Genomic DNA, 17,785 nt, shown 5'->3' with positions numbered 1-17,785 from the left:
TTAACCTTAACATGAGATGTATTTAAATGTTTATATCACCCCGATTATGGATTCATGGGTTTTGATTTAACCTTAACATGAGATGTATTTAAATGGGAAAATGCTTAATCCCAATTGTTGAGTTAACACCATTTAACCTTAACATGAGATGTATTTAAATTAAATATCTGCATACTTTTTGCTATAAGTAAAAAACATTTAACCTTAACATGAGATGTATTTAAATGAATCAGAAATAGGAGAAGTAAAAAATAAAATAAATGTTTAACCTTAACATGAGATGTATTTAAATTTTTATTAAAAGCAATATCTAAAAATTGACCATTATGTTTAACCTTAACATGAGATGTATTGATAAATTATTAAATAAGTTGAATATTGCTAATATAAATAGAATTTGTGAAGTGACTGAAAAAATTTTAAAATGAAATAGTTAATGATTATCCAGAGATGGACTTTCCAGGAGAAATGGCCGAAATATAAAATAGAGACATGATCGAATATATACCTTTAGGCGGAATAATAATATATAGAAATACACTTAATATAGATGATATATTTAGTAAAAGTATTTATTGTATACCAGATTGGGATGAAGAAAATCATATGGAAATAATAATAAAAGGAAAAGAAGTATTGAATAAATGCTTATTAAATTACAAACATCAGCACTGAATGTGTTGGTGTTTTTTGATTTTTATATGAAAAAATATAGAGTATAATAGAATTTGCAAGAAAGTTTTTAGAAATCTAGTTTATATTAGATTACTATAAAGAATAACTTAGTGATGGGGGTATTAATAATGAAAATTAGTAAGAAGGGGAAGGTTATTACTACTATTTTACTTGTAATTGCAATAATTATAGCAATGTTTGCTTTTAAAATATTTCATAGAGTAACCAATTCTCCTATGATTAAAAGTGAAGATAGGAATGAGAAATTCATAGCAGATATTGAATTTTTAAAAAGAGAATTACCTAAAAAGCATAAGAATTTATTTTTTTCTAAATCTGAAGAAGAATTTAATAATGAAATTGACTCAGTAATAGGTAATGTTTCAAAATATACTGATGAAGAGATAAAGAGTGAACTTGCGAAGATAATAGTATCCATTAAGGACAGTCATACAAATGTAGATATTATGGGTTTACTAGCTTATCCATTAACTTTCTTTCAATTTGGAAATGATATCTATCTTATTGATGCAGCTTCAGAATATAAGGATTACTGGGGAAAAAAGCTTGTTTCAATAAATGGATATTCAATAGAGGGATTAAAAGAAAAATTAGAACCTTTTATATCTAAAGACAATGAAGCTATTAGCAAAAATCAATTTTCAGTATTATTAAAATGTGTAGAAGTATTAAAACTTAGTGGAATAGTAAAGGACGATAATGCAACATTTACATTTGAGGGTTCATCCAATACTGATGTTATGATAAAACCAGTTACAATGGAAGAGTATATGAATATAACAACATTATCAAGTGACGAAGAGTTTAAAAATAGATTTCCTATATCAAAACAGAACTCAAATTATAATTATTGGTTTAAGTATATTGAAGAAGAAAATACTGTTTATGTAAAATATAATTCATGTATGGAGATGAAAGAGTACTCTTTTTCTAACTTTACTAAGGATGTATTTAATGTTATTGATACAAAAAATGCAACTAAATTAGTTATAGATTTAAGAGATAATGGTGGAGGAAATTCTAGAATTTTTGAAGCATTTTTAGATGAAATAAAGAAAAGAGAAAATATAAATAAAGAAGGAAATCTTTATGCTATTATAGGAAGAAGAACATTTTCATCAGCAGTACTAAATGCAATGAGTCTTAGAAATGAAACTAATGCTAAATTAGTAGGGGAACCAACTGGTGGAAAACCTAATCATTTTGGAGAGGTAAAAACTATACATTTATCTAATGTTAATATTGATGTTAATTATTCAAGCAATTATTTTAAAACCTCAGATGAAGATACAGATTCAATTTATCCAGATGTAGAAATAAACTTAAATGCAGAATCATTCTTTAATGGACAAGATGATTTTTTGGAGTATGTAGTAAAATGATGAAGAGGTTCAGGAATTGTTTGTTAATTTGTTGGTTGAGTATGGACATAATAAAATGAAGCATATTATTAATGAATATTTTAAAAAACTAATTGAGTGAGGATATTTTAATTTTTTATGATTTTAAAGAATTAAAATAACTTGCTTGCAATAAGGGATATAAGTATGGATAAAAATTAGCATATATTTAAAAGAATCTAATTGATGAATGTTATATTATCAACTGGATTCTTTTTGGTATTAAATAACCATAGTAAATTATTAATTTTAAATTTGTAACATATGTTGGTATTACCCCTATAAAGATACCTACTCATATACATTTATATGCTACTAGCATATAATATTAATAACTACAAGTTTTTTGATAAACCAGTATACTATATAATTAATGAAGGTGAAAATACGAATCAAACAGCTGCTAAGCTGAATGTCATTCAGAATGGAAGATTTGCTACTCTTCTTTTTATTATTGGTTCCTTTCTTATTTTAATTCAATATAATAAGACTGGGAAGCTATTTTTCAAACAATGTTCAATACAACAGGAAAAAATCAGGCTTCTAATAGTGAAGCTAAAGCTGCAAAAATTGCAAGTATAATATTTCTAATTGCAATATTTATTTATGCAATTAATGCTATTTCTACATTTAAAATACAACTAACTAATTTAGAGTCAAACTCAAATACTAAATCTAATGTATCAAATATAACTGGTATCGAAGGATGGAAGATTGTTGCATTTTTTAATTTGATAAAAGTTATTGCCTTTATGGGTGCAGCTATAGGTTATCATATAAATGCTATAGCAGCTCAAAAAAACTAAACCAAATAAATTTATAAATAATATCTAGTAATTTCAACGTAAGTATCAAGTAGTTATATCATTACAATTTATATATTACCGTATATTGTAAAAATTCTCTATATGTAGATTTATAACAAAGTTGCATCAATTCTAATAAAGTCGTATCAAAACTTATTAATTGATAATACTAGATTTGAATGTTTAGTATTATAACAATTATAACTGAATAGAAAATAGATTCATAAAAAGCTAGACATTTTAAGCAAATAAAATGTCTAGTCTTTTATTATTTTTTAGTATTAAATTTCTATATTATCTATGCTATCTATTTTTTGAAAATTTGATTTAAATCATATTACATTTATTTCTATGAAGATATAATAAATTCATAAATTAAATCAAACAAATTTAAGAGAAATAAACTTGAATTTGAAAACTAAAGAAAAATGGAGAATTTCAATGATAGATAATAAGGTGAGTCCAGATAGTAGATGGAAGGGATTTAAGGACTTTTTAGTATTTAATAAAGTTAAAGAAGATCAGGCAGTTACATCGTTATATTTAAAAGCATCAGATGATAGCAAGCTTCCTGAATTCATAGCAGGGCAATTTATAACTGTCAGAATTAAAAATGAAGATAATACTTTCACTAAGCCTAGACAATATACATTGTCCATGAATTCTAATGAAGAATTTTATAGAATAAGTGTAAAGAGAGAAGAGAATGGTTTCTTAAGCAAAAAACTATGTGATGAAATAAAGGCAGGGGACAATCTTCAAATAACTGCACCGCTTGGAAATTTCATATTAAGGGATAGTGAAAAACCATTAGTTTTAATAGGAGGAGGAATTGGAATAACACCAATGCTTACAATGGCTTATGATGCAGTAAGTAGTGATAGGAAAATACATTTTATTTATAGCATACCTAATTCAATGCATCATAGTTTTAAAGAAGAAACAGCAAAATTACATAATAATAACTTCAAAAGTACTGTATTCTATACACGTCCTACCGAAACTGAGGAATTAGGAAAAGATTTTAATATAAAAGGTAGAATATCAAGAAAATGGATGATAGATAACTTACCAAAGGATGGAGAATTTTATTTTTGTGGGCCAGTACCATTTATGAAAGCTATCTATCATAATTTAATATCAATGGGAATTGAAAAGGAACATATAAACTTTGAAATGTTTGAAGCAGGAGTAGATATAACAAAAGAGTAAAAAAATTATAAACAAATAAGGAGGAAATAAATTATGTTTAATCATATAAAAGATGAAAACAATACTTTTAAAAATTTAATAAATGGAGAATGGGTTAGCAGTAGAAGTGGAAACTTTGTAGAGATAAAGTCACCATTAAATAATTCATTATTAGGTAGAGTTCCAGCAATGACAAAGGAAGAGGTGGATACTGCAGTACAAACTGCTAAAGAAGCTCAAAAGAAGTGGAATAACATAACAATAAATGAAAGAGCAGAAATATTATATAAAGCATCAGATATTCTACTAGAAAATATAGATGAATTATCAGAACTTATGATGATGGAAATTGCTAAGGATAGAAAAAGTTGTAGATCAGAAGTTTCTAGAACAGCAGATTTTATAAAGTTTACAGCAGATACAGCTAAAAATTTATCAGGTGAAAGTATTCCAGGAGACAGCTTCCCAGGCTTTAAAAATAATAAAGTATCAATTGTAAAAAGGGAACCATTAGGAGTTGTACTTGCAATATCACCTTTTAATTATCCAATAAATTTATCAGCTTCTAAAATAGCACCAGGATTAATGGCGGGAAATTCAGTTGTATTAAAACCTGCAACTCAAGGGAGCTTATGTGGATTATATCTAGCAAGAGTATTTGAAAAAGCCGGGGTTCCAGCCGGTGTACTAAATACAGTTACGGGTAAGGGAAGTGAGATTGGAGATTATATTACTACTCATAAAGGAATAAATTTCATCAACTTTACAGGGAGTACAGAAGTAGGAGCTAGAATTTCTAAGATGACTAGTAGGGTACCACTTTTAATGGAATTAGGTGGCAAGGATGCTGCTATAGTTTTAGAAGATGCTGATTTAGAATTAACTGCAAGTAACATTGTTGCAGGTGGATATTCATATTCAGGTCAAAGATGTACAGCAGTAAAGAGAATTTTAGTAGTAGATAAAGTGGCAGATAAATTATTAGAAAAAATCAAAGAAAAGATGAAAAAGCTTACTGTAGGAAATCCTTTAGAGAAAGATGTAGATATTGTGCCTCTTATTAGTTCTAAAGCAGCAGATTTTGTTATTGAATTAATAGAAGATGCAAAGAGTAAAGGTGCTGACTTAATTGTAGGTGGAAATAGAGAGGGCAATTTAATTTATCCAACACTTTTTGATAATGTTACAACAGACATGAGACTTGCATGGGAAGAACCATTTGGTCCTGTACTTCCAATTATAAGAGTTAAGGATAAGGATGAGGCTATAGAAATAGCTAATAAATCAGAATATGGACTTCAAAGTGCTGTATTTACAAAAAACATCAATGATGCTTTTTATGTGGCTGATAAGTTAGAAGTAGGAACAGTTCAAATAAATAATAAGACAGAAAGAGGTCCAGATAATTTCCCATTCATCGGAGTGAAAGCTTCTGGTATAGGAACTCAGGGAATAAAATACTCAATTGAATCTATGTCTAGACCTAAGGCAACTATAATAAATTTATCAATGAATGATTAAAAGAAATAAAGGATGATAAAAACTAGATATTTAAAGTAGAGGCTAGTATCAAAATAAATTTGATACTAGCTGATAAAACGAAAAAGGATTCGAATTTGAATCCTTTTTTTGTGCATAATATCAATATGAAAAAATTTTATAAAAATGTGATACCTATACACAAATAGGTTCCCCAATTAAGACAGAAATTATGATACCTAAAGATGACTCTATTTTATATTTATTTAATGTGTAAAAATATGATTCGAATCAAATGGTATAAATTAAAAATAGCTTTTATTTTATTTTTTATTATAATAGTAGGTAAGAAAACTTTAGTACCTAAATAAATTATTAATATAAGATGAATTGTAAGATTAAGTGCCACAAATAAAGTTGCAACATAAAATATATACGCGGTATCTCACTTAAATTGATAAACTATCATAGATAAAATGGAAGGTGATATTATGAATAATCATTGTGGCAATTGCTGTAATAATTGCAGAGGAGAACTTTGTGTAAGCAAGGTTTCAATATTTGAAAATTTAAATAATGAAGAATTAATAGAGGTTGTAAAAACTATTAATCATAATGAATATAGTAAAGGAGACATTATTTTTACTGAAGGAAGTACAGCCAATACACTTTATTTTATAAATAAAGGAAAGATAAAATTATATAAGTATACTAAAGATGGTAAAGAACAGATATTGCATATACTTTCAGAAGGAGACCTTTTTGGAGAATTAAATTTAATAAAACCTTCTAAGTATGGATTTAATTCAAAATCAATAGTAAATTCTAAGATATGTACTCTTACTAAAGATGAAATGAAAGATATAATTATGAGGAATCCAGAGATTGGGATAAAAGTGTTAGAAACTGTAGTAGAAAGATTAGCAAAAGTAGAAAGTCTTGTGCAGAATCTAGCAACTAATGACGTGGATTCAAGAATGGCGTATTTATTAATAGATTTAATAGAAAGGTATGGAGAGACAATAGAAAAAAATATATCTATAAAATTACCATTGTCAAGAGAAGATATGGCTAATTATATTGGAGTAACAAGAGAAACTATAAGTAGAAAATTAAAAAAATTTGAAGATGAGAAATTAATAAAAATAGTAGGAACAAAGAATATTATAATTTTAGATGAAAAAGGTTTAAAAGATTATATTTAAAAAAAGCTTATTATTACATTGTTTGGTAATAATAAGCTTTTTTTCAGTGATTTTCACAGCTAAGTTGCAATGATTCTAACATAACAAATGTGAAAATAAATTATATTAGGTAGTTTGATTTAAATCACATTTTTATAAATCAAATTTAAGTAGGATTAAGATATAGAAAGATGCTTTAGACATTGTTTCAAATATAAATCCTATGAGTTGTCAATTGCAGAACAAAATTTAATAGAAAAAGGATTGAATAATTATTCTTGAAAATACATTTTATGTTAAATTAAATTTCTTGATATGGTAAAATGAATTTAATTAAAGATAAAAAGTTGGTTTTCCATTAGATAACACATTAGGATTAGATCTAAATATATTAATTAAATTTATTAGAATTAAGTAATGAGGTATAAAATATGTTGTCAAGAGAAGAGATAATTAAAAATTTAAATTTACAAATAAAAATTAATAGTCATATTATTGGTGTTGCAACAGGTGCTGGTGTTACGGCTAAATATGCCCAAAGGGGTGGAGCAGATTTATTGCTTACTCTTAATTCGGGAAGATTTAGACTGATGGGAAGAAGCTCACTTGCAGGAATACTACCATTTGCTAATAGCAATGATATGGTAATGGAATTTGCATTAAGGGAAGTTGTTCCACTTATAAAAGATATTCCTGTTATTTTTGGATTAAATGCAACAGATCCAACAATAGACTTAGAAGAATATATAGATGATATAAAAAATAAGGGATTTTCGGGAATTAATAATTATCCAACTGTAGGAATAATTGATGGAATATTTGGAGAAGCATTGAAAGAAGAGGGATGCAGTTATAATTTAGAAGTTGAAGCTATTAAACTTGCTCATAAAAAGAACTTGTTTACTATAGCATTTGTTTTTAGTAAAGAACAAGCAAGGGATATGTTAGAGGCAGGAGCAGATATTATATGTGTTCATTTAGGATTAACAGAAGGTGGAATGCTTGGGGCTAAAAAGATATTATCTTTAGAAGCAGCTAAGGAAAAAGCAAAATCAATTTTTGATTTATGTGATGAAATTAACCCAAGTATAATTAAGATGGTATATGGAGGACCTGTTAAAACACCAGTAGACGTTCAATATATGTATAATAATTGTAATACTATGGGATATATTGGTGGATCAGCTTTTGAAAGAATACCATCTGAAAAATATATAACTAATATAACTAGAGAATTTAAGTATTCAGGTAATTTAGAAAAAGATGATTTTTTAAATAAAATGTTAGATGGAATAACAAAGCACTATGATTATGTAGAGTTTGTAAAAGAATATGTATCTAAAAATTATATGAATAAGATATCTTTTCTAGAGTTAGCTATGATTGCAAATATTTCAAGAACACATTTAAGTAGCCTTTTTAAAAAAGAAGTTGGATGCAGTTTCCCACAATATTTAGTTAAATTTAGAATTAATAAGGCAGCAGAAATAATAAAAAAAGAAAATATACAATTATCAGAGGTTGCTGAATTAGTTGGATATGATGATTATGCACATTTTAGTAAAATATTTAAAAAATATAAGGGAAAATCACCAAAAAAATACAGATAAAATACATAAACACAATTTTTAAGTACATAACTACATTTACTGTAAATATAAAAAACGTTATCATTAATTTATAATTTGTGATAACGTTTTTTAAAACTTAAAATTATGAATATATAGGGTAGAAGTTAATTTATATTATTAGGAGTTGAGAATTATGAAAACTATAGCAATTGCAGGAACTTTTGATTCAAAGGGGGTTGAATATTTATATGTTAAAAAATTAATTGAAAGTATAGGGTTAAAAACATTTACTATTCATACAGGTGTATTTGAACCGAAATTTAAACCAGATGTTTCAAATCAAGAGGTAGCTAGAGCAATTGGTGAAGATATTTACGAAATTGCAGCCAAAAAGGATAGAGCATTGGCAACAGAAATTCTTTCAAAAGGAATGGAAAAATTGGTTCCTAAATTATATGAACAAGGTAAGTTTGATGGAATTATTTCATTTGGTGGTACTGGTGGAACATCACTTATTACACCAGCTATGAGAGCTCTACCAATTGGAGTACCCAAAATTATGGTATCAACAGTAGCTTCAGGTAATACTGAACAATATGTTGGTTCAAGTGATATAGTTATGGTACCATCAATAGTTGATGTGGCTGGTCTTAATTCAATATCAACCAAAATCTTTGCAAATGCTGTGTTTGCAATAGTTGGAATGGTGAATTTTGAAAATAAAGAGATTATAGAAAAGAAACCACTAGTAGCCGCAACAATGTTTGGTGTTACAACACCATGTGTAAATTATGCAAGAAAATATCTTGAAGAAAGAGGATATGAAGTATTAGTATTCCATGCAACAGGAGTTGGTGGGAAATCGATGGAGCATTTAATAAAAGGTGGTTTCATCAAGGGAGTTTTAGATTTAACAACTACAGAATGGTGTGATGAACTAGTTGGAGGCGTGTTAGGTGCAGGCCCAAATAGATTAGAAGCAGCTGGAAAGAATAATATACCTCAAGTTGTATCAGTAGGAGCATTGGATATGGTAAACTTTGGACAAACAGACACTGTTCCAAAGAAGTTTGAAGGTAGAAATTTTTATAAGCATAATCCAACTGTTACATTGATGAGAACTACTGTTGAAGAAAATAAAATCATTGGTGAAAAGATAGCTGAAAAGTTAAATATGGCTACAGGAAAGACAGCACTATTATTACCTTTAAAGGGTGTATCAATGTTAGATGAAAAGGGACAAAAATTCTATGGAGAAGAAGAGGATAAAATGCTTTTTGATACCTTGAAGAATTGCATAAATAAAGATGTTGTAGAGATAGAAGAACTAAATCTTGCAATAAATGATAAAGAGTTTGGAGAAGCAGCAGCTAAAAAGCTTATAGATTTAATGAGTAAATAATATAGTTTAAAGTCGCATTACTAGAAAGCAATGATATTTATAGATAACTATTAACATTATTAAAAATAGAATTAAAAAACAGTGAAATTAGGAGGAATTAATTATGAAAAGAGCAGCAATTATTAAGAAATTTAAAGAAGAAATAGCTAAAGGAAATTCTTTATTAGGAGTTGGAGCTGGTACAGGTATTACAGCTAAAAGTAGTGAAGCTGGTGGAGCAGATATGCTTATAATATATAATTCAGGAAAATATAGAATGGCAGGTCGTGGATCGTTAGCAGGATTATTATCATACGGTGATGCAAATCAAATTGTTGTAGAAATGGGAGCAGAAGTATTACCAGTTGTTAAACATACTCCAGTACTTGCAGGAGTTTGTGGTACAGATCCATTTAGAGTAATGGAAGTTTATTTAAAACAACTTAAAGAACAAGGATTTTCAGGAGTTCAAAACTTCCCAACTGTTGGTTTAATAGATGGAGTGTTTAGACAAAATCTTGAAGAAACAGGAATGGGCTATGACTTAGAAGTTGAAATGATTAGAAAAGCACATGAATTAGATATGCTTACTACTCCATATGTATTTGATCCAGAACAAGCAAAAGCAATGGCTAAAGCTGGTGCAGATATTCTAGTGGCTCATATGGGATTAACTACAAAAGGAACAATTGGAGCTAAGACTGCTTTGACACTTGATGATTGTGTTGAAAAAATAGAAGCTATTATAAAAGCTGGTAGAGCTGTTAATCCAGATATTATGGTTATTTGTCATGGGGGTCCAATTGCAGAACCTGATGATGCAGCATATGTAATTGAAAAAACAGAAGGAATAGATGGTTTCTTTGGTGCATCAAGTATTGAAAGATTTGCTGCTGAAAGAGGTATAAAATCACAAGCAGAAGCATTCAAATCAATTAAAAAATAAAGACTAATTAAGGATATGGTTTAACTGCGTGTTAATATATGCATAAGCAAATTGGAAATAGTAACTAAATTTAGGAATACTAAAAATCTTTATAATCGAATTTAGCGTGTTCCAAATATGGAATTGTACTGTGTGAAAGTTCGCGTAGCCAAATATAAAATTTGTACATTCACTTTTTACAAGTAGTAAATGTATGTAACAATATGCTCCCCCTTGTATAGGCACTTAAAACAATAAAAATGTCTATTACAAGGAGGAGTATTTTTTATGTCTAAAAAATAATTCTGTGATAGCTCTTTATTTTATAACTAAGTTTTTATGATAAGTCTTTGAACTAAAAAGCTAAAGTCAGTTTTATAGTAGTTTTTATGACTAAAAGCATCTAAATGTGATAAAATATCAAGGTACATAGGATTAGAAAAACAGAGGGGAAAACCAAGGAGGAAAAAAGAAAACTTTATGAAGAAATTTTTAAATGAATTTAAACAATTTGCACTAAAGGGAAGTGTAATTGACTTAGCAGTCGGTGTATTAATAGGTGGTGCATTTCAAGGAATAGTAAAATCATTAACAAATGATATAATATCACCAATAATAGGGATATTTGCAAATAAGGATTTCAATGATTTAACATTAGAATTTTTTGGAGTAAATATTAAATATGGATCTTTCATAACGGCAGTTATAAACTTTTTAATTATGGCATTTTTAATATTTTTACTTGTCAAAGGTATGAATAAATTAAGTGAATTAGGAAGAAGAAATAAGGTTGAAGAAGTAAAAGAGCCTACAATTAAAGAATGCCCTTTTTGCTACAGTGAAATTGATATAAAAGCAACTCGTTGCCCAAAATGTACATCTCAGTTAGAAGGATAAAAATAAATGAATTTAGATTATATATTTATAATAATTTCAACTTGTGATTAAAATAATTTACTTTAATGTTATAATTAAGGTGATAACAGACAAAGATTAAGATATTATGAAAGTAGTGGTAGGGATGAAATTATTAAAAAATTTAAAAATAAAAGACATACGTAATTTAATTTCATTAGCTGTATTTGGTAGTTATAGAACTAAATATTGGGTAAGTGGCAGAAGTGACATAGATATTTTAGTTTTAATGGAAAAAAGAGAAGATGTTATGGATGAGTTTGATTTAGAAGAAACTTTACAACCTATTCTAGAAGATTACTTTGAGTACGATAAAATACATTTAACTTTTATTAATATGAGAGATTATGATGGTATTTTTGCAAGACAATATTTAGAGAGTGATGATAAGTTGATTATAAATGATTTTAAAGAAATTGACTTTAGACTGTATGTAAATAAATATTTAAGAGAAAATCAATGGTTAATAGAAAAAGTACAACAAGATATGAAGTTAATGGAGGATTATAAATAGTGGCAGCTTATTATAAATATAAAAAGGAAAGTTTGAATTTAAAATTTAATAGTGCTAAAGATACATTAAAACTGATGCAAGGAGCTATAAAAGAATACAAGTTATCAAATTCAGTTTATATAAAAAGAGCAATAATAGGATATTTTCAAGATTTTTCAGAATATATTATTGATATGGCTGAAACATATCTTGTAATGACTGAAAACTATGTAGATGGTTATTCTGGAATTGAACTTATTAAAAAATCTAATTTATATGGGTTTATTGATGATGATCTAAGTAAGTTTTTGGTTGTGGCTATTAAACTTAGAAATAGGTATACTCATGATTATTACAAAAGAGAGCGTGTAGAGGAAGATATACTAGATTATGCAATTTCTAAGATGGAATTATTAGAAATTTTTCTTAAAATAACAGAAGAAAAAGTTAAATTAGATGCTAAAAACATATAAGAAAATAGGGATTTATTAAAGAAGAAATATATTATGAATATTTAGATAAAAGACTATATGATTAATTTGAATAAGTAGTATATAAATAAAAGACATCAGTACTTAACAGTATTGGTGTTTTTTATTTTTGGAAAAATTATAAGCTTTTATATTTAAAGACAATGAATTATTATTAATATCCATAACTTAAAGGGATAAATTGTAATTTGCATATTTTTACAGTGAAATGTAATTAGACAATTAAAGAAGTATATTTTTATATTTGACGAAAATTATGTAAAGGTTATTCTAGATTATATAATTTTTTAGAACCAATTTATTATTATTTACCAATATTAATATATACATCGGCATAATCACTTATAACTAAATTAAAAATTATTACTTTGTAATTAAGTGTTATATACGCCTATAATATAGAATACTTGTTAAAAAAACAGAGCACATGATATAATAATTTTAAATTAAAGGAGGCTTTATATGACTAGTAGAAAGGTAACGTTAAAAGATATTGCAAAAGAGGCTAATGTTTCACCGGCTACAGTATCGTATGTTTTAAATTATTCGGAAAAAGAAAAAATAAGTCATGAAACAAGATTAAAGGTGTTTGAAGCTGCTAGAAAACTAAATTATGTTCCTAATATGACAGCGCGTTCTTTAGCAAGTCAAAAAAGTTATTTAATAGGAGTAATTATTAATTTAAGTGAAAAAAATAGAAAAAGTAAGACGTATCAACAATATAGTTTAGTAAAAGAAATTCAAAAGAAACTTTATTCAATAGGATATGATTTGATTTTCTTACCAACAAAGGAACTTCAAAAAGATATTCAAATTAGTCAGAAAAGATGTTTAGATGCTGTCTTTATCATAGATATGCCTTCATATCAGCTGAAAGAGATAGTAAATGATTTCTATGTTCCAGTTATTTTTATTGATAGTTATTTAGATGATCCTATTTTTCATAAAGTGCTAACAAATTATGAAGCTATATTTAATATGTTAAGTGAGCAATTGGAAAAAGAATTTTATGTAGTAATAGAAGATTATTCTAATGATGAACTTCTTAAAATTGTAAGAACAAAAGTATTAGAAAAAAATATTTTTATTAATAAATTTGATAATGATTTAATTCAATTTTTACATAGGAATCAAAATAAAAAAGGAATAATATTTGGAGAGATATTAGGTATGCAGGCAGAAAAAATTGTAGATAATAGAAATTTAGTTGTAGTAATAAATTCAGAAAATGATATAATGCTTTTGCCAGATACTAAAAGAATTATAGTTAGTAATAAAGAAAAAGCTAAAAAAGCAGTTGAAATTATGGAAAAATTGATTTATTTAGAAAATGATAAAAATATTGAAAAAACATCATATATAAAACCAATAGAATACTAATTAATATGTAATTGTAAAGTGTGGATAAAAATTCACACTTTTTGTTTTGGAGAAATTTATAAATATTTTAATTTAATAGAAGTGCAGTTTATTGCTATCATAATATATTTCACTTAAAAAATTAAGTAAAATATATTTTAAACATTAGATTTCCAATATATAAATAATGGATATAAAATGAATATCGTTTTAAAAAAACACTGATAAAGCCCTTAAAATACAGGTACTTACAAAAGATATCTAAATAAAAAACATATAAAGATAACGATTGCATTGACAAATAAATAGGGGGTTGTTATAATGAAATTAACTTAAGCGATTAAGTAAACATTGAATGGAAGGAAGAAGAAATATGAAAGGTAAAAAGTCACTTCTATTATCCTGCTTTTTCTGGGGAAGTGGGCAATTTTTTATTTGCAAACAAAAAATAAAGGGATTAATATTTTTTACTATGCAATTACTATTTATAGGGATTGAATTATATAGTGGTTTTTGGATTGAATGTGGACAAGGCTTAGTACCAGATTTTATCATTAGATTACATGGAGGTTTTTTTACAAAAGGGATATGGGGATTAATAACACTTGGAAAAAAGGTGGGTGGAAAATATGGAGATCATTCATCTATGTTATTAATTAATGGTGTTATAGCAAGTATATTAATTGCAATATTTATTTTAATTTATGTATGGAATTTAAAAGATGCTTATAATACAGGTAAAAAGATTGATAAAACGAAAATATATATAACATCTAAAGAGTTTTTCAAAAATTTATATAGTACAAGGTTTCCATATATTATATTAGCCCCAATTGCTATAGTGTTTATATTTGTAGTAATTATGCCAATATTATTTTCAATATTAACAGCATTTTTAAATTATAATAGAGACCATCTTCCACCAGGGAATTTATTAAGTTGGGTGGGATTTGAAAATTTCAAAAAATTATTTACTGTTCCAATATGGTCAAAAACATTTTTAAAGGTTTTGATTTGGAATATAATATGGACATTTGTTTCAACTTTTTCAAGTTATTTTTTAGGTGTGTTTCAAGCATTAATATTAAATAATAAATCAGTAAAATATAAGAAAGTATTTCGTACAATTTTAATCTTACCATGGGCAATACCACCTATTATTTCACTTATGGTATTTAGAAATTTATTAAACGGACAGTTTGGACCTGTAAATCAGATATTAATTAATATGGGAATTATTTCTGATAAGATACCATTTTTATCAGATCCAATACTAGCAAAGATAATGGTTATATTAGTTAATCTATGGGTTAGTTTCCCAATGTTTATGGTTATGATATTAGGAGTGTTATCTAATGTAGATAATAGTCTTTATGATGCAGCAGCTATAGATGGTGCTAGTAAAATACAAGTATTTAAGAAAATTACTATGCCACTTATATTTCTTGCAACAACTCCAAATCTTATTATGAGTTTGGCTGGAAATTTTAATGCTTTTGGTGCAATTTATTTCTTAACACAAGGTGGACCATTAAATTCTGAGCTTCAATTTGCTGGAGATACTGATATCTTAATTTCTTGGATATATAAATTAACATTAAATCAACAGATGTATAATATGGCAGCTGTTATGAGCGTATTAATTTTCATATTAATTGGTGGATTTTCTTTTTGGAAGTTTAAAAATACTGTAACATTTAAAGAACTATAGGGGGAATACAGGTTATGAAGAAAAAGATTACAACAGTCCTTTTGCATTTGGAATTAATAATTATGTCACTTTTGATATTAATTCCTGTATTCTGGATTATTATGTCTTCATTTAATAAAGAAGGCGGACTTTCATCAGCATCTTTAATGCAAACTGAATTTACATTAAATAATTATAAAAGACTATTTACAGAAACAAATTATTCAATATGGTTCTATAATACTTTGAAAATAGCAATTATTAGTTCAGTAGTGTCTGTAATATTAATTTTAATAACTGCTTGGATTATATCTAGATTTAATTTTAGAGGAAAAAAACAAGGTTTATTAACCATTATGATTTTATCAATGTTTCCAACTTTCTTATCTATGACAGCTATATATACTCTATTTTTATCATTGGGTTTAATTGGAAAACCTATATCACTGATTTTGGTATATTCTGTTGGAGCTATCCCTTATAATACATGGCTTGTAAAAGGATATTTAGATGGTATACCAATGTCAATAGATGAAGCAGCATATATGGATGGATGTTCTAAGATTAAAACCTTTTTTAAAATAATACTTCCAATGTCTAAGCCAATTATAACTTATTGTGCAGTATCACAATTTATGTTCCCTTGGATGGATTATATTTTACCAAATATTTTATTATCTAATGACAACACAAAAACAGTAGCAATTGGATTATTTGCTTTAATTAATGGAAAAGAAAGTATTAACTTTACCCTGTTTGCAGCAGGAGCAGTATTAATAGCTATACCTATTACTATTGTATTTATTATTTTTCAAAGATACTTGGTACAAGGTGTTACATCAGGAGCCGATAAAGGTTGATTTTAATAAGGTATGGAGGAAAATTATGAGAAAAAAAATTAAAATGATATTTTTGCCATTTTTGATAGTTACATTAATGTTCTCTTTAATATCATGTAGAAATAGAGAAATACCCTTTGATGATGATTCAGAATTAGAAGAAACATCAGAATTAAAGCCAGAAAAAGATGCACAATTGGTATATTGGACAGATGATTTAGATTTTGGACAAGTAATAGCTAAATCCTTTGAAGAAAAATATAACGTAAAAGTTAATGTTCAAAAGGTAGGATTAGATTCAATGGATAAAATGATGCTAGATGCACCAACTGGCAATGGAGCTGATGTATTTATGGCAGCTAATGATAATTTTTCAAAAGGAAAGGATTCAGGAATTTTTGCTAAAATTAGACCATCAATAAAAAAAGAAATACAAGAAGTAACCAATGAAACAGCTTTAAAAACTGTTACTAGTGATGATGAATTATATGGAATACCAGTTTCAATTGAAAGTTATGCAATGTTATATAATAAAGATTTAGTGAAAGGAAAACCCGCTGAAACATTTGAGAAAATTGAAGAAGAGGCTAATAAGTATAATGATAAAAATAATAATAAGTTTTGGTTTTTAACTATTGCCACTGATGGTTATTCAGCTTATCCATTTTTAAGTATAGATGGATTTAGATTGTTTGGAGAAGATGGTAATGATGGAGATAATCCAGGTTTTAATACTAAAGAATTTGAAAAAGGCTTAGAAGCTATATCAAAACTTAAAAAAATTATTCCAATTGAATCAGAGGATTTAAAATTACAAGCAAGTACTTTTTTAGAACAAAATTTTAGGGATGGAAAAACAGCATATTATCCAATAGGGCCAAATTCTATAAAGGAATTGAAAAAATCAGGTGTTAACTTTGGTATTACTAAATTACCAACTTATGGTGGAAAGCCAATGAGGGCATTTAGTGTAGTACAGAATGCACATGTTTCAGCATATACAAAATATCCAAATGCATCACAACTTTTTGCACAGTATTTAGTCTCTAAAGATGCAGCATCTCTTTTATATAGCAAAGCATATAAAATAACTTCAAGAAAAGATACATCTAATATAGAAGGTCTTAAAGATGATGAATATATGAAAGTATATGCAGATCAATTTAACAATACAGATCCAATACCTTCAACAAAAAGAATATCATATTTTTGGACAATAATGGAGAGTACATTAGGTTCTGTATTCGATGGTAATATAACTTCTAAGGAGGCAGCAGAAAAAATTCAAAAAGATTTTGATGCACTTGTACAAAGTGAATAATAATTTTAATTTTTACAATAATGTAATTTTGGATTTAAAAATTT

At 26.8% G+C, this 17,785-nt stretch carries 16 protein-coding genes and 1 CRISPR repeat array; all 16 genes read left to right on the top strand.

The window, feature by feature from the left end; all coding sequences use genetic code 11:
* Window position 1: 1 nt before the first annotated feature.
* Window positions 2-358: direct repeats of the CRISPR family, unit length 27 nt; unit sequence TAACCTTAACATGAGATGTATTTAAAT.
* A 134-nt stretch (window positions 359-492) separates the two neighbouring features.
* The 16 genes from RYM86_RS14535 (at window position 493) to RYM86_RS14460 (ending at window position 17,741) form a co-directional block, all read left to right on the top strand.
* Window positions 493-675, top strand: coding sequence for a hypothetical protein (locus RYM86_RS14535; protein ID WP_315081381.1), 183 nt, complete (start codon window positions 493-495; stop codon window positions 673-675).
* Window positions 676-803: 128 nt separating this feature from the next.
* The gene (locus RYM86_RS14530) at window positions 804-2,078 is read left to right on the top strand and encodes a S41 family peptidase (protein WP_315081379.1); all 1,275 of its coding nucleotides are present in this window, start codon (window positions 804-806) and stop codon (window positions 2,076-2,078) included.
* A 530-nt stretch (window positions 2,079-2,608) separates the two neighbouring features.
* Window positions 2,609-2,902, top strand: a complete 294-nt coding sequence (locus tag RYM86_RS14525) for a hypothetical protein (protein WP_315081378.1) — start codon at window positions 2,609-2,611, stop codon at window positions 2,900-2,902.
* Window positions 2,903-3,307: 405 nt separating this feature from the next.
* Window positions 3,308-4,114, top strand: a complete 807-nt coding sequence (locus tag RYM86_RS14520; RefSeq protein ID WP_315081376.1) for an FAD-binding oxidoreductase — start codon at window positions 3,308-3,310, stop codon at window positions 4,112-4,114.
* A 33-nt stretch (window positions 4,115-4,147) separates the two neighbouring features.
* Window positions 4,148-5,614, top strand: a complete 1,467-nt coding sequence (locus RYM86_RS14515) for an NADP-dependent glyceraldehyde-3-phosphate dehydrogenase (RefSeq protein WP_315081375.1) — start codon at window positions 4,148-4,150, stop codon at window positions 5,612-5,614.
* Window positions 5,615-6,063: 449 nt separating this feature from the next.
* Window positions 6,064-6,777: a Crp/Fnr family transcriptional regulator gene (locus RYM86_RS14510; RefSeq protein WP_315081374.1), complete on the top strand. Its 714-nt coding sequence runs from the start codon at window positions 6,064-6,066 to the stop codon at window positions 6,775-6,777.
* A gap of 410 nt (window positions 6,778-7,187) precedes the next feature.
* A complete protein-coding gene (locus tag RYM86_RS14505) occupies window positions 7,188-8,366 on the top strand; it encodes a phosphoenolpyruvate hydrolase family protein (protein WP_315081373.1) in 1,179 nt (392 codons plus the stop codon).
* Between the two features lie 154 nt (window positions 8,367-8,520).
* The gene (locus tag RYM86_RS14500) at window positions 8,521-9,729 is read left to right on the top strand and encodes a Tm-1-like ATP-binding domain-containing protein (protein ID WP_315081371.1); all 1,209 of its coding nucleotides are present in this window, start codon (window positions 8,521-8,523) and stop codon (window positions 9,727-9,729) included.
* A 103-nt stretch (window positions 9,730-9,832) separates the two neighbouring features.
* On the top strand, window positions 9,833-10,654 hold the full coding sequence (locus RYM86_RS14495; protein ID WP_315081369.1) for a phosphoenolpyruvate hydrolase family protein: 822 nt from the start codon (window positions 9,833-9,835) through the stop codon (window positions 10,652-10,654).
* A gap of 459 nt (window positions 10,655-11,113) precedes the next feature.
* Window positions 11,114-11,530 (top strand): large conductance mechanosensitive channel protein MscL, encoded by a 417-nt coding sequence (gene mscL / locus RYM86_RS14490; protein ID WP_315081368.1) that lies wholly within the window; start codon window positions 11,114-11,116, stop codon window positions 11,528-11,530.
* 124 nt (window positions 11,531-11,654) lie between these two features.
* Entirely contained in the window at window positions 11,655-12,062 is a 408-nt protein-coding gene (locus RYM86_RS14485; RefSeq protein WP_315081367.1) for a nucleotidyltransferase domain-containing protein, read from the top strand.
* The gene (locus tag RYM86_RS14480) at window positions 12,062-12,514 is read left to right on the top strand and encodes a hypothetical protein (protein WP_315081366.1); all 453 of its coding nucleotides are present in this window, start codon (window positions 12,062-12,064) and stop codon (window positions 12,512-12,514) included. The genes RYM86_RS14485 and RYM86_RS14480 overlap by 1 nt, the downstream gene beginning before the upstream one ends.
* Before the next feature lie 480 nt (window positions 12,515-12,994).
* Complete coding sequence (locus RYM86_RS14475) at window positions 12,995-13,912, top strand: LacI family DNA-binding transcriptional regulator (protein ID WP_315081365.1); 918 nt, start codon at window positions 12,995-12,997, stop codon at window positions 13,910-13,912.
* 352 nt (window positions 13,913-14,264) lie between these two features.
* Window positions 14,265-15,602: a sugar ABC transporter permease gene (locus tag RYM86_RS14470; RefSeq protein ID WP_315081363.1), complete on the top strand. Its 1,338-nt coding sequence runs from the start codon at window positions 14,265-14,267 to the stop codon at window positions 15,600-15,602.
* Window positions 15,603-15,616: 14 nt separating this feature from the next.
* Window positions 15,617-16,441, top strand: coding sequence for a sugar ABC transporter permease (locus RYM86_RS14465; protein WP_012423257.1), 825 nt, complete (start codon window positions 15,617-15,619; stop codon window positions 16,439-16,441).
* A gap of 25 nt (window positions 16,442-16,466) precedes the next feature.
* Window positions 16,467-17,741 carry a maltose ABC transporter substrate-binding protein gene (locus RYM86_RS14460; RefSeq protein ID WP_315081361.1) on the top strand — a complete coding sequence of 425 codons (1,275 nt, stop codon included), beginning with the start codon at window positions 16,467-16,469 and terminating at the stop codon, window positions 17,739-17,741.
* The last annotated feature ends 44 nt before the right edge of the window (window positions 17,742-17,785 follow it).

The sequence above is a fragment of the uncultured Clostridium sp. genome (assembly GCF_963527835.1).
Classification (GTDB): Bacteria; Bacillota; Clostridia; order Clostridiales; family Clostridiaceae; genus Clostridium.
This window is presented reverse-complemented; position numbering and strand designations above follow the sequence as displayed.